This is a genomic window from Ancylobacter sp. TS-1, from assembly GCF_009223885.1.
GTDB lineage: Bacteria > Pseudomonadota > Alphaproteobacteria > Rhizobiales > Xanthobacteraceae > Ancylobacter.
This window is the reverse complement of sequence record NZ_CP045144.1, coordinates 2,192,501-2,215,000: the sequence shown is the minus strand read 5'-3', so window position 1 is coordinate 2,215,000 and position 22,500 is coordinate 2,192,501. Positions and strand designations below refer to the sequence as shown.

General features: G+C 66.8%; 15 protein-coding genes, 1 tRNA gene and 2 rRNA genes (2 of these 18 only partly in view). 13 read left to right on the top strand and 5 right to left on the bottom strand.

All coding sequences use genetic code 11. From position 1 onward, the window contains the following. The 3 genes from GBB76_RS10445 to GBB76_RS10435 all read left to right on the top strand — a co-directional run. Positions 1–1,031: ribosomal RNA gene (locus GBB76_RS10445) — 23S ribosomal RNA — on the top strand (it extends 1,796 nt beyond the left edge of the window). A 78-nt stretch (positions 1,032–1,109) separates the two neighbouring features. After that, positions 1,110–1,224, top strand: a 5S ribosomal RNA gene (gene rrf / locus GBB76_RS10440). Between the two features lie 331 nt (positions 1,225–1,555). Continuing rightward, positions 1,556–3,064 (top strand): FAD-dependent monooxygenase, encoded by a 1,509-nt coding sequence (locus GBB76_RS10435; RefSeq protein ID WP_152303244.1) that lies wholly within the window; start codon positions 1,556–1,558, stop codon positions 3,062–3,064. Between the two features lie 132 nt (positions 3,065–3,196). Here the strand turns inward: GBB76_RS10435 and GBB76_RS10430 are convergent, their stop codons facing one another. From GBB76_RS10430 to GBB76_RS10420, 3 genes are all read right to left on the bottom strand, one after another. After that, entirely contained in the window at positions 3,197–4,402 is a 1,206-nt protein-coding gene (locus GBB76_RS10430; protein ID WP_152303243.1) for an NAD-dependent formate dehydrogenase, read from the bottom strand. Between the two features lie 267 nt (positions 4,403–4,669). Continuing rightward, on the bottom strand, positions 4,670–5,581 hold the full coding sequence (locus tag GBB76_RS10425; RefSeq protein WP_152303242.1) for a LysR family transcriptional regulator: 912 nt from the start codon (positions 5,579–5,581) through the stop codon (positions 4,670–4,672). Positions 5,582–5,623: 42 nt separating this feature from the next. Next, positions 5,624–6,577 carry a CHAD domain-containing protein gene (locus GBB76_RS10420; protein ID WP_152303241.1) on the bottom strand — a complete coding sequence of 318 codons (954 nt, stop codon included), beginning with the start codon at positions 6,575–6,577 and terminating at the stop codon, positions 5,624–5,626. Between the two features lie 158 nt (positions 6,578–6,735). Between GBB76_RS10420 and GBB76_RS10415 the strand changes: the two genes are divergently transcribed. Continuing rightward, a tRNA-Met gene (locus GBB76_RS10415) sits at positions 6,736–6,812 on the top strand. 3 nt (positions 6,813–6,815) lie between these two features. On the opposite strand, the gene GBB76_RS18840 is transcribed toward GBB76_RS10415, so the two are convergent. Both GBB76_RS18840 and GBB76_RS18835 read right to left on the bottom strand, forming a co-directional pair. Next, the gene (locus tag GBB76_RS18840; protein ID WP_246668887.1) at positions 6,816–7,058 is read right to left on the bottom strand and encodes an FUSC family protein; all 243 of its coding nucleotides are present in this window, start codon (positions 7,056–7,058) and stop codon (positions 6,816–6,818) included. Between the two features lie 51 nt (positions 7,059–7,109). Continuing rightward, entirely contained in the window at positions 7,110–7,280 is a 171-nt protein-coding gene (locus GBB76_RS18835; RefSeq protein WP_246668886.1) for an FUSC family protein, read from the bottom strand. 755 nt (positions 7,281–8,035) lie between these two features. On the opposite strand from GBB76_RS18835, the gene GBB76_RS10400 reads away from it, so the two are divergent. From GBB76_RS10400 to GBB76_RS10365, 9 genes are all read left to right on the top strand, one after another. Beyond that, positions 8,036–8,941, top strand: a complete 906-nt coding sequence (locus tag GBB76_RS10400) for a COX aromatic rich motif-containing protein (protein WP_246668885.1) — start codon at positions 8,036–8,038, stop codon at positions 8,939–8,941. After that, positions 8,938–11,067 (top strand): cbb3-type cytochrome c oxidase subunit I, encoded by a 2,130-nt coding sequence (locus GBB76_RS10395; RefSeq protein WP_152303239.1) that lies wholly within the window; start codon positions 8,938–8,940, stop codon positions 11,065–11,067. The genes GBB76_RS10400 and GBB76_RS10395 overlap by 4 nt, the downstream gene beginning before the upstream one ends. Then, positions 11,064–11,696: a cytochrome c oxidase subunit 3 gene (locus tag GBB76_RS10390; RefSeq protein WP_152303238.1), complete on the top strand. Its 633-nt coding sequence runs from the start codon at positions 11,064–11,066 to the stop codon at positions 11,694–11,696. Before GBB76_RS10395 ends, GBB76_RS10390 begins: the two co-directional genes overlap by 4 nt. Further along, on the top strand, positions 11,693–12,037 hold the full coding sequence (gene cyoD / locus GBB76_RS10385) for a cytochrome o ubiquinol oxidase subunit IV (RefSeq protein WP_152303237.1): 345 nt from the start codon (positions 11,693–11,695) through the stop codon (positions 12,035–12,037). The genes GBB76_RS10390 and cyoD overlap by 4 nt, the downstream gene beginning before the upstream one ends. Before the next feature lie 663 nt (positions 12,038–12,700). Next, positions 12,701–12,913: a cold-shock protein gene (locus GBB76_RS10380; RefSeq protein WP_152303236.1), complete on the top strand. Its 213-nt coding sequence runs from the start codon at positions 12,701–12,703 to the stop codon at positions 12,911–12,913. Between the two features lie 201 nt (positions 12,914–13,114). Beyond that, positions 13,115–13,246 (top strand): hypothetical protein, encoded by a 132-nt coding sequence (locus tag GBB76_RS18935; protein ID WP_256366623.1) that lies wholly within the window; start codon positions 13,115–13,117, stop codon positions 13,244–13,246. Positions 13,247–13,255: 9 nt separating this feature from the next. After that, positions 13,256–13,516 (top strand): hypothetical protein, encoded by a 261-nt coding sequence (locus GBB76_RS10375; protein ID WP_152303235.1) that lies wholly within the window; start codon positions 13,256–13,258, stop codon positions 13,514–13,516. Positions 13,517–13,544: 28 nt separating this feature from the next. Continuing rightward, complete coding sequence (locus GBB76_RS10370) at positions 13,545–13,931, top strand: hypothetical protein (RefSeq protein WP_202911074.1); 387 nt, start codon at positions 13,545–13,547, stop codon at positions 13,929–13,931. A gap of 82 nt (positions 13,932–14,013) precedes the next feature. Beyond that, positions 14,014–22,500: the 5' portion of a GH36-type glycosyl hydrolase domain-containing protein gene (locus GBB76_RS10365; protein WP_152303234.1), read on the top strand. Its footprint extends 84 nt past the window's final position; the window shows 8,487 of its 8,571 coding nt (coding positions 1–8,487); it begins with the start codon at positions 14,014–14,016; its stop codon lies beyond the right edge, outside the window.

The following is a 22,500-nucleotide window of genomic DNA, read 5'->3' as shown; positions in this document are numbered from 1 at the left end:
AGGTTAAGAGGAGAGGTGCAAGCTTTGAATCGAAGCCCCGGTAAACGGCGGCCGTAACTATAACGGTCCTAAGGTAGCGAAATTCCTTGTCGGGTAAGTTCCGACCTGCACGAATGGCGTAATGACTTCCCCGCTGTCTCCAGCATAGACTCAGTGAAATTGAATTCCCCGTGAAGATGCGGGGTTCCTGCGGTCAGACGGAAAGACCCCGTGCACCTTTACTGCAACTTTGCACTGGCATTCGTGTCGGTATGTGTAGGATAGGTGGTAGACTTTGAAGCGAGGGCGCCAGCTCTCGTGGAGTCACCCTTGAAATACCACCCTTATAGATATGGATGTCTAACCGCGACCCGTTATCCGGGTCCGGGACATTGCATGGTGGGCAGTTTGACTGGGGCGGTCGCCTCCCAAAGAGTAACGGAGGCGCGCGATGGTGGGCTCAGACCGGTCGGAAATCGGTCGTCGAGTGCAATGGCATAAGCCCGCCTGACTGTGAGACTGACAAGTCGAACAGAGTCGAAAGACGGCCATAGTGATCCGGTGGTCCCACGTGGACGGGCCATCGCTCAACGAATAAAAGGTACGCCGGGGATAACAGGCTGATGATGCCCAAGAGTCCATATCGACGGCATCGTTTGGCACCTCGATGTCGGCTCATCACATCCTGGGGCTGGAGCAGGTCCCAAGGGTTCGGCTGTTCGCCGATTAAAGTGGTACGTGAGCTGGGTTCAGAACGTCGTGAGACAGTTCGGTCCCTATCTGCCGTGGGTGTAGGAATATTGAGAGGATTTGTCCCTAGTACGAGAGGACCGGGATGAACGTACCTCTGGTGGAGCTGTTGTGGCGCCAGCCGCAGTGCAGCGTAGCTATGTACGGACGGGATAACCGCTGAAAGCATCTAAGCGGGAAACCCACCTCAAAACGAGTATTCCCTCGAGAACCGTGGAAGACGACCACGTTGATAGGCCGGGTGTGTAAGTGTGGTGACACATTGAGCTTACCGGTACTAATCGTTCGATTGGCTTGATCGTTCTCATCCTCGATATCCACTCAGGTGGATCGATGAATAAAGACCAGATTTGCTTCGCTTCATTGCTGTCCTTTGCCGGCCTGGTGGCTATTGCGAGGAGCCTGAACCCGATCCCATCCCGAACTCGGCCGTTAAACTCCTCTGCGCCGATGGTACTATGTCTCAAGACCTGGGAGAGTAGGTCGCTGCCAGGCCTGCAAAGAACAGCAATTGCTTCGTCACGAACAAACATAAAAGCGCCGCCGCAGGGTAAAACCCGCGGCGGCGCTTTTATGCGTCAATACAGCCCAATCCGCTCCGACGCGCAGCTGCACAAAGCCGGTATCTAAATACCCTTTGCGGCCTGCTCATCCTCGACAGTTTCGGTTGCGGCGACGGTCGGAAACGGCTCATCATATCGGCGGAAGTGCCGGAACCGGCAGGTTGGCGCCCCTGCGCTCGCCTCGCAGGAAGCCGAGCGAAGAACGACCCTCCCTGTCGAGCCATCGGCTTCCCGGCCGGTGCGCGAGCGCAAGGACCCCGAGCATGACCGATACCGTTCTGATCTCCGGCGCCGGTCCGGTCGGGCTGACCATGGCGCTCGAACTGGCGCGCTATGGCGTGCCGGTGCGGCTGATCGACAAGATGGCCGCGCGCGAGAAGACCTCCCGCGCCGTGGCCCTGTGGCCGCGCACCCTCGAACTGCTGGAGCGATCGGGCGGGCTTTCCGCCGAGCTGGTGGCGCTGGGCAACCGCGTGACGGTCGCCAACATCTTCGCCGGCACGGCGGAGATCGCGCGGGTCGAGTTCAAGGACATCGCCACGCCCTATCCCTTCGTGCTGATGCTGCCGCAGAGCGAGACTGAGCGCGTGCTGGTCCGCCATCTGGAGGCGCGCGGCGTCGTGGCGGAACTCGGCGTCGAACTGGCCGGCTTCGAGCCGGATGCCACGGGCGTCACCGCCACGCTGCGCCATGCCGACGGACGCGAGGAAACCGGCCGTTTCAGTGCGCTGATCGGCTGCGACGGCGCCCACAGCCCGATCCGCCACCGGCTCGGCCTCAGCTTCGAGGGCGATACGCTCGGCAGCGACTGGGCGCAGGGCGACTTCCACATCAACGGCGTGCCCTTCCCGCCGAACGAATTCGCGACCTGGTGGCACGAGGAGGGCCCGGCCGTGCTGTTCCCGCTCGGCGGCAACCGCTACCGGCTGATTCTCGGCGTGGGGCAATCCGCCGGCGATGTCCCGCCGCCGCCCCCGCTTGCGACGTTCCAGTCCATTCTGGATCGGCGCGGCCCCGGCGGAATGCAGATCACCGACACGGTGTGGACCACCTCCTTCCGCATCAATGAGCGGCAGGTGAACAGCTACCGGGTCGGGCGGGTGTTTCTCGCCGGCGATTCGGCCCATGTGCACAGCCCCGCCGGCGGACAGGGCATGAACACGGGCATGCAGGACGCGGTGAATCTCGCCTGGAAGCTGGCGCTCGTGCTGCGCGGGCTTTCGACGTCCCCGCTGCTGCTCGACAGCTACGATCCCGAGCGCCGCGCCGTGGGGGCGCAGGTCATCGCCTCCGCCGGCCGGCTTACGCGCGTGGCGACGATGAAGAACCCGGTGCTGCGCCACATCCGCAACGCGGTGATGCATGTCCTGCTCGGTGTGCCAGCGGTGCAGCACACGCTCGAGGGTGAGCTCGCCGAAACCTCGGTTCATTACGAGGACAGTCCGCTCAACGGCGTGTCCTGGCAGGCCGGTGCGCGCGCCGGTGGGCGCATGGTGCCGCTGGCCGGCGAGATCCCCTATGGGGCGGGCGACACGCCCCGCTTCACCCTGCGGGCGGGGGCCTCGGCCGGCGCGGCGCCGGCCGTGCTGAGGGACCTGCCGGTGGAGCCGGAGATCCGCTCGAACGCGGTCGCCACCGGCATCGAGCTGGTCCGGCCCGATGGCTATCTCGCCCTTTCGGCCGCCGATGGCGAGTGGGGCCAGGTGGTCGCCTATCTCGAACAGATCTTCCCATACCACGAGAGCGGGCAGGCTCCGGTCGCCGCAACGTGACCGCCCGGGCCTCGCGTCTTCGGGAAAAGAAAAAGGCGCCCCGCTTTTCGTGCGGGGCGCCGAGTGTCGGCGTCGGGAAAGACGAAGACCCGTTCGCGGCGGGCTGCCGTCACGCCTGAAGGGAGTGAGCGCTCACGCGCCCTTCTTGAACTTCGCCGCTTCTTCCGAACCGCCGGTGGCATTGCCCTTGGAATAGGAATGCGCGCCGACGCCGGCGAGGCTGCCACCCTGCACGATGAGATACTCGTCGCGAATCGGGCGACCCTCGAAGAAGCACTCCAGGATCTCGCGCGTGCCGGCGGCATAGCGGGTCTGGGCGGTGAGCGAGGTGCCGGACATGTGCGGGGTCATGCCGTTCCAGGCCATGGTGCGCCAGGGATGATCGGCAGGGGCGGGCTGCGGGAACCACACATCGCCGGCATAGCCGGCCAGCTGGCCGTTCTCGAGGGCGCGGGCCACCGCGTCGCGATCGCACAGCTTGCCGCGGGCGGTGTTGACGATGTAGGCGCCGCGCTTGAACAGCTTCAGCGTCTCATCATTGATCATGTGCTCGGTTTCGGGGTGCAGCGGACAGTTGAGCGTCACCACGTCGCAATGCGGGTACATTTCCTCGCGCGAGGCGTGCCAGGTGAGGTTCAGTTCCTTCTCGACCGATTCCGGCAGGCGGTGCCGGTCGGTGTAGTGCAGCTTCACGTCGAAGGGCGCGAGGCGGCGCAGCACGGCGAGGCCGATGCGGCCGGCAGCGACGGTGCCGACGCTCATGGCTTCGAGGTCGTAGGAGTGCTTCACGCAGTCGGCTATGTTCCAGCCGCCCTTGCGCGCCCAGTCATGCGCGGGGAGATAGTTGCGCACCAGGCCGAGGATCATCATCACCACGTGCTCGGCGACGCTGATCGAATTGCAGTAGGTGACTTCGGCGACGGTGATGTTGCGGTTGATCGCCGCCTCGAGGTCGACATGGTCGGAGCCGATGCCGGCGGTCAGCGCCAGCTTGAGGTTCTTCGCCTTGGCGATGCGCTCGGGCGTGAGATAGGCCGGCCAGAAGGGCTGGGAAATCACGATGTCGGCGTCGGGGAGTTCCTTCTCGAACACCGAATCGGGGCCGTCCTTGTCGGAGGTCACGACCAGCGTGTGGCCGTTCGATTCCAGATATTTGCGCAGGCCGAGCTCGCCGGAGACCGAGCCGAGCATGGTGCCGGGCACGAAGTCGATGGCCTTCGGCGTCGGCAGGGTCTGGCCGCCCGGGTAGTGATCGATCTTCGGCAGGTCGTCGCGGGCATAGGTCTTGGGGTAGCCGTCGATCGGATCGTCGTAAAGAACGCACAGAACCTTCGCCATGGTGGCGTCTCCTCATTCCCAAGTGTGAGCGGGAACGCTCCCGCCGCCGCGTGGCGGCAGAGGGCCAGGCGCCGGAACTGCCCGGCGCGCCTTCTGCTTTTCAGGGTGCCTTGGCCGCGCGGTGCGGCGGGCGTTCTCCGTGCCGGCCTGGCGAGCGGACTGCATGCCGCTGCTTCGCTGCCGACCCTTGAAAGGTGGGGGCAAGGCGCCGCCGGTTCAAATTGAAAGGGACGAAGAATTGATAGATGCGGGCAATGGATCGCGCGCTCAGATCAGGCCCTTTTCCTGCGGCCTCTCGCGCACCAGCTCGCGGGCGAGCTTGAGCAGCGCGCCCGCCACCGGGGAGAGCGGGTCGCGGTCGGAGAGCACGAGGCCGATGGGCTGGACATGGACCGGCTCGACGAGCGGGATCGCGACGAGGTCGGCGGGGTCGCCGAGGCCGCGGAAGCTCGCCTCCGGCACGATGCTGGTCCACGGCCCGCGCCGGACGAAGGACCACACGCCCATGAAGGAGTTGGTTTCGATAGCCGGCTTCGAGACGAGGCCGGCAGCCGCCATCACATGGTCGATGATCCGGCGGTTCTGCATGTCGGGCGTGAGCAGGCAGAGCGGCTGCGTCGCGGCCTCGGCCCAGCGCAGGCTGCGTCGGCGCGCCAGCGGCTCGTCCGGGCGGGTGATGAAGACGTAGCGCTCCATATAGAGATCGAGCCGGCGCACGCGGTTGAGCGGCTCGTTGTCGAGATAGGTGATGCCGGCGTCGAGTTCGAGTTCGTCGAGCCCGCGCTGGATCGCCGCCGAGCTCAAGGTGAGCATCTGCACTTTCACATCGGGGTTGCGCAGGCGGAACGGGCCGAGGAGGGCGGGCGCGGCCGCCGTGGCGGCGGGGATGGCGCCGACCCGCAGCGTGCCGCTGAGCCTTCCGCCGGTTTCCGTGCGCTCCTGCTTGAGGCTCTCATAGTCGGCGGCGATCTGCCGGGCCCAGCCGAGCACGCGCTCGCCCTCGACGGTGAAGCCGAGAAAGCGATGGCCGCGCACCACGATCGGCACGCCGAGTTCCTGTTCCAGCTTGCGGATGCCGGCCGAGAGAGTGGGCTGCGTCACATGGCAGGCTTCGGCGGCACGGCCGAAATGCTTCTCGCGCGCCAGCGCGACCAGATAATGCATCTGCCGGACAAACATGCACGTGTCCCGTCCTGCGCCGCCCGGTCGGGGCGGCTCTCTCTATTTCCCTTCGGATATAGCAGACATATAGGCGGCGATGCGGCGGTGAAAGGCCGCCGGCTTCTCCGCGAAGAGGCGGGCGTGCAGCCGCAGTGCGGCGGCGGCGAGCCGCTGCTGGCGGGCGCGGGCCGCCGCGATCAGCGGCGCTCGCCAGGCATGGCGGGCGCGGGCCGGCGGCGGGCGCGCCTTGATGTGCCCTATCAAAACGGAGAGGTCCTGATGCTTGCCGAGCCGGTCGCGCAGGCGCTGCAACTCGGACACCCAGGCCGTGCCGAGCGCCGGCCAGGCCGGCGTCATCAACTCCATCTGGTAGCGCTGCGCCACCACGGCCTTGCGCAGTTCATGCAGGCCGTCCTCGTCGGCGGGGTCGAGCTTGCGGGCCATGCGGCGTGCGCGGGCATATTCGGCCACCAGTGCGCGCAGCAGCATCTTGTCGGAGAGGGCGCCGCCGAGCGCCGGCAGCGCGGCGACGAACTGGCCGAGCAGCAGTTCCAGTTCGGCGCGGTGCGGCGTCAGGCCGGCTTCGGCTTCCTCCCGGCCGCCCGTCGCCACCTTGCCGCGCCGGGGAGGCGCGGGTGCGAGTGCGCGTCCGGCCGCCCCGCGCAGGGCGGGCGCCAGCCCTCCCTTGGCGACGAGATCGTCCAGCGCGTCGCGCCGCGCGGCGTCGTCCCGGGCATGGGCCAGCCGCCGCGCCGCTTCCGCCAGCGCGCCGCGAAGCTCGCGGGCACGCGCCGCCACGGCCGCGTCCGGGGCGTGCTGGACGAGGCGCAGCAAAGCCCGCAACTGCTTGAAGGATTTACGCAGTTCATGCACCGCCTTCACCGGGTCGGCGATGCCGAGGGCGGCCGCCGCGTCGGCGACGGCGCGGGTCAGCGCGGCGTCCAGCAATCCTTCCGGGCGGTGCGCAACGGGGAACCCGGCATCGTCGCCGTGTGGAGGCCGGCTTTCGTGCATGGAAAATTCCTTCGGCGTTCCAGACGTTTATCGGAGTTTTCCCCGCTCGCCGCGACGATCGGATGACAAATCTAACCCGTGCCCCTTTCATTTGGCCATGCGGATTGCTAAATACCCCCTCGTCGGCGGACCCTAGCGGTTCGACAAGCCGGCTCTGACGCGGGGTGGAGCAGCCCGGTAGCTCGTCAGGCTCATAACCTGAAGGCCGCAGGTTCAAATCCTGCCCCCGCAACCAGCACTACAAACAAACCCGCAGCCTCGGCTGCGGGTTTTGTTTTTCTGCCGGTCTTTCCGATTGCTTGGCGCTCGGTCCATTCGAGGATGGTGCGCAGTTCTTTGCAACGGACGCCACCTCTCTGCGCGGGCTATCATAGCAGGCGAACGCCCAGAGCATGGCGCTGCCGACCAGCAGCAGCGGATCCTGCGAGAACAGCTTGACGGCGGTCAGCGCGTAGGCTGCGGCGACCATCGTACCGAGCAACCGGAACGATCCCTTGGCGAGTGCTGCTCCCGTTGAGGACCGGGTCAGCAGTCAGACCGTCAGTATAGCCCATTGCGGCTCCTGAAGTTCGAGCCAGTAAGCAAGCGCAAGGGCGGTGATGGCGGCGGCGGCGAGACGCGCGGCGAATGCGATGTTGCGCCAGTTCGGGGTGACGAGATCTTCAGGTTCGCGTGGGCGAATCAGTGCGTGACTCAGTGGCACCCCGGCACCTGCCTTGGACGCTGAGAGGCGTGAGGGCCAGTATAGTAATCCGGTCCCGCATGCACAGGTCGCCCTGAGGCACGATACCCGACATCCGGGGCGCGCCCCGTAGGATGATTCTCCGTCTACCCGGCTGCGGCGCGGTGGGTCCTCAGCTTGACCGGGATCGACTTGTAGCTCGGCACGCCGCATTGACGGTCATCGCCTGCTGCGTTCCGGCCCGCAGGTCGCGCTCCGTGCGCCCGAGACAGGGCCTCCATTTCGTTGCGGACGGCCTGAGCCACCGCGGCTAGCGCTTCCCATCCGCCAGCCGGGCCGGAAAAAAGCTTCACTCCTTGGGGAGAGTTCTCGGACATCAGCGCCCCTCACTTTGTTCCACAGGGGCTGGCAAGGACGTATGATTTCCGCCCCGTCCATGAGGTCAATTAGGGCGCAAATGTGCGACGGGTCGGTATCCCATATGGGAGATGGACGACAGCCGTCGCGTGCGGCACTACAAAATCCAGTAAAATACCAAGCCCTTGGGCATTTTGGCTCCATCACTTGTGCGGCATCGATATTGAGGCCGTTGAAGCGTGGAGGCGGTCACCGCCCAGCGTCTGCCGTTGTCTCGCCATTGATTTTCCCCAATCGGCGCCCTGCGGCACGATGAATTTCATCGCCATTCGTGCTTTCCTGCGGCAGGGTTTCGGGCTGAGGACTGTGGGTGAAGCGCCGGGCACGGCAGAGCGTGCGTCGGTCGCAAGGGGGTCTGATTGAAACCGAGCGCAATTGTCGGACTGCTCGCCGCGGCCCTGCCGGGAGCCGCTTTCGCCGACAGCTTCCTTGAGCCGGCGGGGCCGATCGCGTCGGGGCAGCTCTCGCATTTCGGTGTCATCAGCGCGCTGATGCTCATCGTCATCGTGCCGATGTTCGTCGCGCTGCCGATCGTGCTGTACCGCTACCGCCGGGGCGGCAAGGGCACCTATCGGCCGGACTGGGAGTTCAACTGGGGCCTCGAACTGCTGATCTGGGGCGTCCCGGTCGTGCTGGTGGTGGCGCTCGGCACGGCCCTGTGGCGGCAGACGATCGTGGGCGATCCCTACCGCGCTCTCGGCCCCGACCCTCTGGTGGTCGAGGTGGTGGCGCTGGACTGGAAATTCCTGTTCCTCTACCCCGAGCAGGGCGTGGCGACGCTCGATCTGCTCGCCTTGCCCGAGGACCGGCCGGTCACCCTGAAACTGACCAGCGGCACGGTGATGCAGTCCTTCATCGTTCCGAGCCTCGCGGGGCAGATCTACGCGATGGCGGGCATGCAGACGCAGCTTAACCTGGTGGCCGAGGAGACCGGCGACTTCACCGGGCGCAACACCCAGTATAACGGCCTCGGCTTCGCCACCCAGTCCTTCACCGCCCGGGTGATGAGCGCGGATGCCTTCGCGAGCTGGGTCGAGACGACGAAAGCGCAGGGAAGCGCGCTCGATGCCGACGGCTACGCGAGACTGCTTCCGTCCTCGGTGGTCAGCGCGCCGGTGCTCTACAGCCAGTTCACCCCGGGCCTGTTCGACCAGGTGATGGCGGGCTTCGCGCCCGGCATGTTCCAGAACCACGGCCATGCGGGAATGCCCGCGCCGCCCGCGCCCCACCAGGGCCATGACCATACGCCGGAGGCCGCGCAATGAACTGGGAGCTGATATTCGGCCAGATCAAATGGACCTCCTTCGTCTTCGCCGGGATGATCGAGAACCCTTCGCTCAGCGAGGCCATCGCCTCGGGCGCCGGGTCGATCGCGGTACTGGGCGCCCTCGCCACCGTCATCCTGCTGACGGTCAAGGGCTGGTGGGTGCCGCTGTGGCGTGACTGGCTGACCAGCGTCGACCACAAGAAGGTCGGCATCATGTACATCGCCATCGCGCTGGTGATGTTCGCCCGCGCGGTGATCGAGGCGGCGCTGATGCGCGCCCAGCAGCTCGCCGCCACGGAGGGCGCCGGCTTCCTGTCGGCGGATCATTTCGGGCAGCTGTTCAGCACCCACGGCACGATCATGATCTTCTTCGTGGCGATGCCGTTCATCACCGGACTGATGAACTACGTCATGCCGCTCCAGATCGGCGCCCGCGACGTCTCGTTCCCGCTGCTCAACGCCATTTCGCTGATGCTGACCATGGCCGGCGCGATCCTCATCATGGTCTCGCTGGTGGTCGGCCAGTTCTCCACCGGCGGCTGGAGCGCCTATCCGCCCTTCACCGGCATCGAGTTCAGCCCGGGCGAGGGGGTCGACTACTGGATCTGGGCGGTGTCGCTGGGCTCCATCGGCTCGACGCTGACGGGCCTGAACTTCGCCGTGACGATCTACAAGAAGCGCTGCCCCGGCATGACGCTGTTCCGCATGCCGCTGTTCACCTGGACGACGCTGTGCACGTCGATCCTGATGATCTTCGCCATGGCGCCGCTGACCGCCGCGACGGTCATGCTTGCCCTCGACCGCTATGCCGGCTTCCATTTCTTCACGAATGGCGACGGCGGCAACATGATGAACTACGCCAATTTGTTCTGGCTGTTCGGCCACCCTGAAGTCTACATCCTGATCCTGCCGGCCTTCGGCGTCTGGTCCGAGGTGGTCGCCACCTTCTCCAGCAAGCGCATCTATGGCTACACCTCGCTGGTCTACGCCACCATGTGCATCGCCGTGCTGTCCTTCGCGGTGTGGCTGCACCACTTCTTCACCATGGGCCAGAGCGCCAATGTGAACGCCATCTTCGGCATCGCCACCATGATCATCGGCGTGCCGACGGGCGTGAAGGTCTATGACTGGCTGCTGACCATGGTGGGCGGGCGCATCCGCTTCTCCACGGCGATGCTGTACCACATCAACTTCCTGCTCACCTTCATCCTCGGCGGCATGACGGGCGTGCTGCTCGCCAATCCCGGCGTCGATTTCCAGGTTCACAACACGCTGTTCCTGGTGGCGCATTTCCACAACATGATCATTCCCGGCGTGCTGTTCGGCATGTTCGCGGCGGTGCAGTTCTGGTTCCCGAAGGTGTTCGGGTTCCGCCTGCACGAGGGGCTGGGCCGGGCCTCGTTCTGGTGCTTCGCGCCGGGCTTCCTGCTGGCGTTCTTCCCGCTCTACTGGCTCGGCATGATGGGCGCGACGCGCCGCACCTATATGTGGTCGGAGCCCGCCTACCTGCCCTGGCTCGCCCTCGCCATGCTCGGCGCCGCGCTCATCCTGGCCGGCTTCGCGCTGATGGTGATGCAGATCGTGGTCTCGGTGCGCCAGCGCGCGCAACTCGCCGCCCCGCTGGGCGACCCGTGGGACGGGCGCGCGCTTGAGTGGTCGATTCCCTCCCCGCCACCGGCGTGGAACTTCGCCGTTCTGCCCGCAGTGTCCTCGCAGGACCCCTTCTACGAGGCCAAGAAGGCCGGCATCGCCTACCGCTCGCCGACGACCTATGAGGACATCGAGGTGCCGCGCAACACAGCGACGGCACCGTTGATCGGCCTGTTCGCCTGCGCCTGGGCCTTCGCCCTGGTCTGGCACATCTGGTGGCTGGTGATCGCTTCCTTCGTGCTGATCTGGGTCGTGGTTATCGCCCGCTCCTTCGCGACCGACACGGAAGAGACCATTCCCGCCGCGACGGTGAAGGCGGCGAACGAGGCGTTCCTCGCCGCCGCCCGCGCCGCGCCGGGCGTGAGCCGCGACCGCGAGATGACATCCGAGAACCGGGGCCGGGCGCTTCCGGAATCGCTGGAGGGCCGCTCCGGGGCCATCTCCACCGGCCCCGCCGTGGAGGTGCTGTCATGAGCCTGTCAGAACGCCTTCACCCCGGCGTCAACCTCGCCGGCACCGATCCCGAAAGCCATGTGGCGGCCGAAGAAGTTCTTTTCGGCTTCTGGATCTTCCTGATGAGCGATCTGGTGCTGTTCGCAGTGCTGTTCGCGACCTATGCGGCGATGAGCGTGCAGGGCATCGCCGAAGGCCCCCGGCCGGCGGAGGTCTTCGACCTAACCGCCGCCTTCCTGGAGACGCTGCTGCTGCTGTTCTCCAGCTTCGCCTTCGGCTTCGCCATGCTGGAGATGAAATATCGCGAAAACCGGCGCGGCGTACTGGTGTGGCTCCTCCTCACCGGCGTACTCGGTGCGGCTTTCGTCGGCATGGAGCTGCACGACTACTATGTGATGATCACGGAACACGCGGCGCCGCCGCAGGCCAGCGGTTTCCTCTCCGCCTATTACCTGCTCACCGGTACCCACGCCCTGCACGTGTCGTCGGGGCTGGTGTGGATGGCGATCATGGCGGTGCAGATTGCGGTCCTCGGCTTCAGCACGCCGGTGAAGCTGCGGCTGATGCGGCTCGCACTGTTCTGGCACATGCTCGACGTGGTCTGGATCGGCATCTTCACCTTCGTCTACCTGTTCGGGGTCGCGTCATGAGCAACCGGATTCCCGCCGACATGCCGCCCAGCGAGATTGAGGATGAGGGCCGCGAGCGCCGCTCCTATGTGGTCGGCCTCGTCCTGGCGCTGGTGCTGACGACGGGCGCCTTCGCGGTGGTATGGCTGGAGCTTCTCAGCGGAGGTGCCGCGCTCGCCGCGCTGGGCCTGCTCGCCCTGATCCAGGCGGTGGTGCATCTGCGCTACTTCCTGCACATCGACCTCCAGCGCTCGCATCGGGACGACCTGCTGCTGATCCTGTTCACCGTGTTGATCCTGCTCATCATGGTGTCCGGCACCATCTGGATTCTCTACGACCAGCACATCCGCATGATGCCCTGACGGACGGCCCGGCCGACGGGGCGCATGGGGACGATACGTCGAGCAGTCGATGAGAATCACGTCGGCCTATCTGAAGACGAAGGTGGCGGGCGACACGGTCGCTCAAGCGTTTGATGCAATGGCTCAACAGCTGTCAGGGCAATGCTCATACCGGGGCCATACCCTTGCACCGCCATTTCTAGCGAGTGTCGGCATCGGTGGCTGCGCACCCCCCGCAACCACTGATACCGACAAACCCGCAGCCCTGGCTGCGGGTTTTGTTGTTTTAGCCGTCTTTCCAAGAGCTTGACGTCGCGTCGGATCTTTCTTCCGAAAACGGGACCGTTTGAAGCTGGCGTTTTCCGCACCAGTGATCGCTAGGCGAAGAGGAGCGGCGGACGGTAGAGGCGTCGACGTTTCCGACGCGCAGGTGGTGTTGATCCCGAAGCAGGGAACGGACGGCGTGCCGGCGCTCGAATTTACCGTCCGTAATTCTTTAAAAATCTAATGATCTTGTAATATCGCTACCAGAGTCACATATTAATCAGGTCGATAAACGGCAAGATGAACGTCTGTCTCGCGAATGCTTTTTCGGGTCATTTTGTTCCTTTTTCCTGAAAATGCGATTTCGACTGCCTGCGTTTTCGCAGGCAAGCTAGACTTATAATCACGAAAGGGTTTCCCATGACCACGGGAACCGTAAAATGGTTCAATGCCCAGAAGGGCTTTGGATTCATCGCCCCGGATGACGGCGGCAGCGACGCGTTCGTTCATATCAGTGCCGTGGAGCGTGCCGGTATGAGCGACCTGCGCGAAGGTCAGAAGGTGGGCTTCGAGCTCGTCACGGACCAGAGAAGCGGCAAGATGACCGCCGACAAGCTCCAGTCACTGGCCTGATTGCCTGAAGCCGGCGTCTCCGAATTCCGGAGTTTGCCGGGAGTGCATCGCCGGACCGGCCGACCACGGATGTACTGGCGGCCTGGATGAACGATGCCCAAGCGATCGGAGGCGCCCGGCGCCTATACGCCCCGCACCTCACCGAGGCTGCGGGGCTTTTCGTTCTGCCGGTGCCGTCAACGCGACATGGAGGACACGATCATGGCCAAGGGCCAGATGCGCAGTAATCGGGAAGCGAAGAAGCCGAAGAAGATCAGGGAGCCCGACGCTCCTGCCCCCATTCTCGGCAAGGGCCTGTTCGCCTCGATTCGTCTTCCCGGCAAGAAGGGTTGAGGTGACACCATGGCCTTCCGAACCCGTGAAACCACAGTCACGTTCACCCGGCCTTTCGAGCTGCGCGCGCTCGACGGTCCGCAACCTGCGGGCACCTATCGGCTGGTGATCGACGAGGAGGAGATCCCGGACATCTCGTTCCTCGCCTATCGGCGCTCGGCGACCATGCTGCACACGCCTTCGATCGATACGCCCGGCAGTTCCCAGCAGGTCTTCATGGTCAGCTCCGAGGATCTGGCCAAGGCGCTGGCCGCCGACATTCAACCCTGACCTCGGCCCCAATCAAGGAGACATCGGCATGGACTATCTCGGCGGACTTCGGGGGACCGGCCTTCTCCTTTGCGGGAACGCCTCGGTCGCACCGACGCAGTACGATTTCGACGGTTATCTCTCGAACACCGGCCAGGTCATGAGCTGCGGCGAGATCCGCCTGCCGGCATCGACGCTGGAGAAAGTGTTCGGCCGCACGGATGTGCGCCTGCGCACGACGGACGGCCGGCTGCTGAGACTTCGATTCTCCGAGAAGCGCCTGTCGCCGGAAGGCGATGCCGCGCATGTCGATGTCGAGGGCGAGCTGCCGGCGGCGAGCGACTGGCTTCGCCGGTCGGGATGGCGTGCGCCCCGGCCGTCCGGGGCTGCGCGGAGCATGGGCCGACCTTCTCGTCATAGCGTCGCGCAGGGATAGCGGGCACCCGCAGCCGGACCAGCCTCCGGCTTCGAGCACCGTCCGTCCACGCTCCTCGCGCCCCTCCGGACCGGAAGCCGCCATGAATCCGATCGCCGATCTCCGCCGCCACTGCGGTAGCAAGCTCTCCGCGTGGAGGGGCCGCGCGTGGCGGGGTTCCGTATGGGACGACGCCTCGCCGATCCGCGAGGAAATGTTCGGCGCCGAGCGGCTGGAACAGCATGCACGAAGCCTGGCGACGGCCCAACCCATCGCCCCCCGGCCGCGTGCCGTTCCGGCCCTGCATGCCCGGCTGGAAAGCAATGCCGGCGTGCTGCTCGCGGCCTATCGGGCAACCGCCACCGACGCGGAAGCCGGGCGCCCGGTGGTGCCCGCCGCCGAATGGCTGCTCGACAATTATCATCTCGTCGAGGAACAGGTCCGCGAGATTCGCGACGACCTTCCGCCCGGCTATTACCGGCAGTTGCCGAAGCTCGCCGAGGGGCCGTTCGCCGGCTATCCCCGGGTGCTTGGCCTCGCCTGGGCCTATGTCGCCCACACCGACAGCCATTTCGATCCGGAGATGCTGCGCCGTTTCATTGCGGCCTATCAGCAGGTCGAGCCGCTGACGATCGGCGAGCTATGGGCGGTGGCGATCACGCTGCGGATCGTGCTGATCGAGAATCTGCGCCGGCTGGCCGATCAGATCAGCGATGGGCGCCGGTCACGCCGGGAGGCGGACCTGCTGGCCGATCGGCTGCTCGCTTCGGGAGAGGCCCGCGCCGCGCTCGATGCGGACATATTGAACCGCTCGCCCGAGCCTCTGAACGAAGTGTTCGCGGCGCAACTGGTCAAGCGGCTGCGCGACCAGGACCCCCGGAGCACGCCGGCGCTTGGCTGGATCGAGGCGCGCCTCGACGCCCAGCACGTCTCGGTCGACGACGTGGTGCAGCACGCCCAGCAACGGCTGGGTGCCTCCAATGTCACCGTGCGCAACGTCATCACCAGCATGCGGCTGATCTCGGACATCGACTGGGCCGAGCTGTTTGAAAGCGTCAGCCTGGTCGATGCCCGTCTGCGGGCGGGCAGTGCCTTCGCGGCGATGGATTTCCCCACCCGCAACCTCTATCGCAGCGCGATCGAGCAGCTCGCGCGCGGGGCCCTGGCGTCGGAACTCGATATTGCCGGCCTCGCGCTGGAGGCGGCCGCGGCGGCGCCGGCCGCCGCACCGCAGGGGGCGCCGCAGGAGGCGCTGCCCGCACCGGGCAGCGATCCCGGCTATTATCTCATTGGCGCGGGGCGCAGCGCGTTCGAGCGGACCATCCAGTTCCGCCCGCCGGCCCGGCTCCGGCTCGGCCGTCTCAGCATCCGGCTCGGCATTGGCGGGTATATCGGCGCGATTCTCGCCGTCACCCTGGGCTTGATCGCGCTGGCGCTCTGGGCGCTCGTTGGTGCCGGCCTTTCCGGCGGTTGGCTTGGTCTGTTCGCCCTTGCCTTCTTCTTTCCGGTGAGCGCGGCGGCGACCGCACTGGTCAATCGCGGCGTCGCCTGGATGTTCGGGGCCACCAGCCTGCCGGGGCTCGAACTGGCGGACGGCGTTCCCGCCTCGCTGCGCACGCTCATCGCGGTGCCGACCCTGCTGACCAGCGAGGCCGATCTGCTCGCACAGATCGAGGGGCTGGAGATCCACTTTCTCTCCGGTGCCAGCGGGGACTTCACCTTTGCGCTCCTGTCCGATGGCATTGATGCCGAGAGCGAGGTCATGCCGGGCGACGCCCGGCTGCTGGAACTCGCCATCGAGGGGGTGGACCTGCTGAATCGGCGCCACGGACCCGGCCCGGGAGGCGACCGCTTCCTGCTTCTGCACCGCCATCGCCGGTTCAACCCGGGCGAAGGCACATGGATGGGATGGGAGCGCAAGCGCGGCAAGCTGCACGAACTCAACCGCCTGCTGCGCGGTGCAGACGACACTTCCTTCATGACACTGGCCGGACGGGCGCCCTGGGTGCCGGCGAATGTCCGCTATGTGATCACGCTCGATGTCGACACGCGGCTCCCGCGCGACGCCGCTTTGCGGCTGGTCGGCAAGATGGCGCATCCGCTGAACCGGCCCAGATTCGACGCGGCCGCGCAGCGCGTGGTCGGTGGCTATGGCATTCTCCAGCCGCGCGTCACCCCCTCGCTGCCGATCGGCCGCGAGGGCTCGTTCTACCAGCGGATCATCTCCGGCGGCGGCGGCATGGACCCCTATGCGGCGGCGGTGTCCGACGTCTATCAGGACCTGTTCGGCGAAGGCTCCTACACTGGCAAGGGCATCTACGACATCGACGCCTTCGAGGCGGCGCTGGCCGGGCGCATCCCCGACAATACCCTGCTCAGTCACGATCTTCTCGAGGGCGTGTTCGCCCGCGCCGGCCTTGCCTCGGATGTCGAGGTGGTGGAGGAATTCCCCTCGCGCTACGACGTCGTCGCCAAGCGCGAACATCGCTGGATGCGTGGCGACTGGCAGCTGCTGCCATGGATGTTCGGCGCGGGTGCGGGACGGCGTGGGCTCACGCCGGTCGGGCGCGGCAAGATGCTGGACAATCTGCGCCGCTCCACGCTGGCTCCGCTGACCCTGCTCGTCCTGTGCGTGTGCTGGCTGTTCCCACTGCCGGCGGCGCTGGTCGGTACGGGGCTGGTCATCGCCACACTCGCGGTTCCAAACCTGCTGCCGATCCTATCCGGGCTGCTTCCGCGTCGTCCCGACATCCGCCTGCGCAGCCACCTCTCGCAGTTGTTAGCCGACATACGGCTCGCCACCGCCCAGACATGGCTTTCGCTGATCTTCCTTCCCGACCAGGCGTGGCGCGCGGGGGATGCCGCCATCCGCACGCTGCTGCGGCTTTGCGTGACGCGCCGTCATCTTCTGGCATGGACGTCGGCGGCGACCTCCTCGACCGCGCCGCGACTGGGCGGCCTCGGCTTCTACCGGCAGATGGCGGGCAGTACCGCGCTCGCCCTCGCCCTTGCCGCCGGGGCGCTGGCGTTGGCGCCGCTGTCCTGGTCGCTCGTCCTGCCCTTCGCCCTGCTCTGGCTCGCCGCGCCCGCCATCGCGCAGGCGGTGAGCCGTTCGCCGAAGGTGCCGCCGCGCCTGAAGCTGGGCGAGGCGCCTGCGCGGGAGTTGCGCCTGATCGCGCGGCGCACCTGGCGTTTCTTCGAGACCTTCGTCACGCCGGCCGACAACATGCTGCCGCCGGACAATTTCCAGGAAGTGCCGAAGCCCGTCATCGCGCACCGGACCTCGCCGACCAATATCGGCCTCTATCTGCTCTCGGCGGTGGCCGCTCGTGACTTCGGCTGGGCCGGCACGCTTGAGACCATCGAGCGGCTGGAGGCGACGTTCGCGACACTGAAGAAGCTGCCCCGCTTCCGTGGGCATTTCTTCAACTGGTACGGCACGCAGGACCTCGCGCCGCTGCCGCCCGACTATGTGTCGTCGGTGGATAGCGGCAATCTCGCCGGTCATCTCATCGCGCTGGCCAATGCCTGCGAGGAGTGGGCGGACGCTCCCGTCGGCGCCAACGCTCGCCAGGGCTTGGCCGACACCCTTGCTTTGGCACGTGGTGCCCTTGCGGAACTACCCACCATGGGCAGTTCGCACGCTGTTCATCTGACCGACGCGCTGGACGCGATCGGCGCCGAGATGAACAGCGTGCAGACGCTGGAGATGACGGCGCCGGTGCTGAAGCGGCTCACCGACAAGGCCGGCAGGATCGCGCAGGAGGTCATCCCCGGGACCGGCGGCAACAGCTCGACCGACTTCATGTTCTGGATCGAGGCGCTCGGCCGGGCGGTGGGCGGACATCAGCGCGACCACCTCCAGTTCGTGGCTGCACCTGAGGTTCTGAGGAATCGGCTGATCGCGCTCGCCGACACGGCGCGCTCCATGGCGATGGAGATGGACTTCGCCTTCCTGCTCGATCCCGAGCGAAAGCTGCTGTCGATCGGCTATTCCCTCACCGAGAACGGGCTCGATCCCAGCTGCTACGATCTGCTGGCCTCCGAGGCCCGCCTCGCCAGCCTGTTCGCCATCGCCAAGGGCGACGCGCCGACCCGCCACTGGTTCCGCCTCGGCCGTCTCTCGACGCCGCTCGGCACGGGTTCGGCGCTGATCTCCTGGTCGGGCTCGATGTTCGAATATCTCATGCCCTCGCTGGTGATGCGGGCCCCGGCCGGCAGCGTGCTCGAGCAGACCAACGGCCTCGTGGTCGAGCGCCAGCGCTCCTATGCGGCGGCGTTGGGCATTCCGTGGGGCATGTCGGAATCCGCCTACAATGCGCGCGATATCGAGTTCACCTATCAGTACGGAAATTTCGGCGTTCCCGGCCTCGGCCTCAAGCGTGGCCTGTCGGAAAACAGTGTGATCGCCCCCTATGCGACCGGTCTTGCCACAATGGTGGATGCGGATAGTGCGCGGCAGAACTTCGCCCGCCTCGCCGCGCTCGGCGCAAAAGGCCGCTACGGCTTCTATGAGGCCCTGGATTTCACGCGCTCGCGGGTGCCGGAAAACCAGGTGGCCGCTATCGTCCGCAGCTTCATGGCGCATCATCAGGGCATGACCATCGTCGCCATCGCCAACACGCTGCTGGACGGCGAGATGCGCGCGCGATTCCATCGCGAGCCGATGATCCGGGCCACCGAGCTGCTGCTGCAGGAGCGCTCGCCACGCGATGTCGTGGTTGCGCGGCCTCGGGCCGAGGAAGTGCGCGCCGCCGCCCTCGACGCGCGCGGCGACGCGGTTACGGTGCGCCGCCTCAGCGCCCCGACCGCCGGTGCGCCGGTCACGCATCTGCTCTCCAATGGCGGCTATGCGGTGATGATGACGGCCAAAGGCGGCGGCTACAGCCGCTGGCGCGACATCGCGGTCACTCGCTGGCGCGAGGATGCCACACGCGACGACTGGGGCTCCTTCATCTTTCTTCGCGACCTGAAGAGCGGCGCCACCTGGTCGGCCACCACCCAGCCGGTGGCGGGCGAGGCGGGTGAGGGCGAGGTTGTGTTCGGCGAGGACCATGCCGAGTTCATTCGTCGTGATCCGGGTTTCACCACCGCGATGGATGTCATCGTTTCGGGCGAGCACAATGGCGAGGTGCGGCGCGTGTGCCTGACGAACAGCGGGCGGCGGTCGCGCGAGATCGAACTTACCTCCTATGCCGAGCTGGTCCTCGCCACGCCGGCCGTCGACGCGGCGCATCCGGCCTTCGCCAAGATGTTCGTGGTGACCGAGCATCTGCCCGAATTCGGCGCCCTCATCGCCACGCGGCGGCTTCGCGCGCCCGGCGAGCCGCAGATATGGGCGGCGCATTTTGCCGTCGTGGAGGGCGAACTGGCCGCCGATCCCCAGTATGAGACCGCCCGCGCGGCCTTCATCGGCCGTGGGCGCAGCATCGGCATGGCCGGGGCGATGGCGGAAGGTCGGCCATTGTCGAACACTGTGGGCACGGTGCTGGACCCGATCTTCTCGCTGCGCCAGAGCGTGCGCATCGCGCCGGGGAAGATCGCCCGCGTCGCCTTCTGGACCATGGTCGCCTCGACGCGGGAGGAACTGCTCGACCTCATCGACACCCATCACGACCGAAATGCCTTCGATCGCGCCCGGACGCTGGCGTGGACGCAGGCGCAGGTCCAACTCCGGCACATCGCCGTGGGTCTGGAGGAAGCTGCCGATTTCCAGCGCCTCGCCGCCCCGCTTCTCTATGCCGACCGCCGGTTCCGCTCGTCCTCCGACGTCATTCTCCGTGGGGCGGGCCCGCAATCGGGCCTCTGGCAGCATGCTATTTCCGGCGACCTGCCGATCGTGTTGCTGCGCATCGACGACATCGAGGACATCGCCCAGGTACGCCAGCTGCTGCGCGCGCGCGAATATTGGCGGATGAAACGCCTCGCCGTGGACCTCGTCATCATCAATGAGCGCGCCTCCTCCTATGTGCAGGACCTGCAGATCGCCATCGAGACGGCGGTGCGCACCAGCGCGTCCCGCCCCCTGCTCGGCGAGGAGCCGGCCATGGGCTCGGTGCATGTGCTGCGGGCCGACCTGATGAGCGTGGAGTCCCGCGCGCTGCTGCACTCGGTTGCCCGTGTTGTGCTGCTGGCGCGGCGCGGGGGGCTCGCCGAGCAGCTGGCGCGCGTGAACCGGCTCCCTGAACCGTCGGCGCCGCGCGCCCCGGCCCGCCCGCAACCGACGATGCAGCCCCACATGCCGGCCCCGGCGCCGCCGGCGCTCGAATTCTTCAATGGCTTGGGTGGCTTCGACAAGGACGGGCGGGAATATGTGACGGTCCTCGGGCGGGAGCGCACGACGCCGGCGCCGTGGATCAATGTCGTCGCCAATGCCGGCTTCGGCTTCCAGATCTCGGCGGAGGGCAGCGGTTACAGCTGGGCGCAGAACAGCCGCGAGAACCAGCTTACCCAATGGTCGAACGACGCGGTGGTCGATCCCACCGGCGAGGCGATCTATGTCCGCGACGAGGTGAGCGGCGAACTGTGGAGCCCGACCGCGCAGCCGATCCGCGACGGCGGCACCTATGTCGCCCGGCACGGCTTCGGCTACAGCCGCTTCACCCATGAGGCGAACGGCATCGGCCTCGACCTGCTGCATTTCGTGCCGCTTGACGATCCCATCAAGATCTCCCGCCTCACCTTGACCAATCTGTCCGGGCGGCCCCGCCGGCTTTCCGTCACCACCTATGCGGAATGGGTGCTCGGCACGGCGCGCGGGGCATCGGCGCCGTTCATTGCCACCGAGAGGGACGGGGAAACCGGCGCGCTGCTCGCCCGCAATCCGTGGAGTTCGTCCTTCGCTTCCCGGGTGACCTTTGCCGATCTCGGCGGGCGGCAGAGCGCCTGGACGGCGGACCGCACCGAGTTTCTCGGCCGCAATGGCGGGCTCGACGCGCCGCGCGCCCTCACCGGCGGGGCGCCGCTCTCCGGCGCCGCCGGCGCGGGGCTGGACCCCTGCGCCGCGCTGCAGACAGTGGTCGAACTCGGCATCGGCGAGAGTGTCGATGTGGTCGCATTCCTCGGGCAATGCGCGTCGTTGGCGGAAACCCGCGCGCTGATCGCCCGCTATCGCCAGACCGATCTCGATGCGGTTCTGGCGACGGTGACGGCCCATTGGGATGCCGTGCTCGGCACCGTGCAGGTCAAGACGCCGGACCGGGCGATGGACATCATGCTGAACGGCTGGCTGCTCTACCAGACGCTCGCCTGCCGCATCACCGCGCGCTCCGCCTTCTACCAGGCGAGCGGCGCCTATGGCTTCCGCGACCAGTTGCAGGATGGCATGGCGCTGACGCTGGCGCTGCCGGACGAGACGCGCGGCCACATCCTGCGCGCGGCCGGGCGGCAGTTCGTCGAGGGCGACGTCCAGCATTGGTGGCTGCCGCAGTCGGGGCAGGGCGTGCGAACCCGGATCTCCGACGATGTCGTCTGGCTCGCCTATGCCACGGCGACCTATATCGGAACGACAGGCGACGCCGCGATCCTCGATGAGAGCGTGCCCTATCTCGACGGGCCACCCCTGGCGCCCGGCGAGCATGATCACTTCTTCCAGCCGATGCCGGCGGACGAGACGGGCCCGCTGTTCGAGCACTGCGCCCGCGGCCTCGACCTCGCGCTGGCGCGCACCGGCCCGCTCGGCCTGCCGCTCATGGGCACAGGCGACTGGAACGACGGCATGAACCGTGTCGGCGAGGGCGGGCAGGGCGAGAGCGTCTGGCTCGGCTGGCTGCTGATCCGCACCATCGAGATGTTCGCGCCGCTGGCGGAATCGCGCGATCCTGAAAGCGCGCGTCGCTGGCGCGCCCATGCCGCCTCGGTGCGGCGTGCCATCGAACGCTCGGCCTGGGGCGGCGACTGGTATCGCCGCGCGACCTTCGACGACGGCACATGGCTTGGCTCTAAGGACAGCGGGGAGTGCTGCATCGACTCGATCGCCCAGTCCTGGGCGGTGCTGTCGGGCGCCGCCGACAGCCTGCGCGCGGCGACCGCCATGGCCTCACTCGAGCGCCACCTCATCTGCACCGACCGGATGATCGCGCCGCTGTTTGCCCCACCCTTCGAGAAGACGCCGCACGATCCCGGCTACATCAAGGGCTATCCGCCCGGCCTGCGCGAGAATGGCGGGCAATACAGCCACGCGGCCATGTGGGCCGTGCTCGCCTTCGCCCGGCTGGGCGAGGGCGACAAGGCGCACGCACTGTTCGCCCTGCTCAACCCGATCAACCATGCCCGCACGCCGGAAGAGACCGAACGCTACAAGACCGAGCCCTATGTCGTCGCCGCCGACGTCTATTCCGTGGCGCCCCATGCCGGGCGCGGCGGCTGGTCCTGGTACACCGGCTCGGCCGGCTGGATGCACCGGGCGGGCGTCGAGGGCCTTCTCGGCATTCGCCGGCAGGGGGACGTGCTCATCGTCGAGCCGACACTCCCCGCAAGCTGGCCGGGCTTCGAGGCGACGGTGACGCTCGGGGAGACGATCTGCCGTGTCGAGGTCCGCGCCATTGGCGAGGCGGAGGAGGGGGCGTCGCGCTGGGGGCTCGACGCGGCC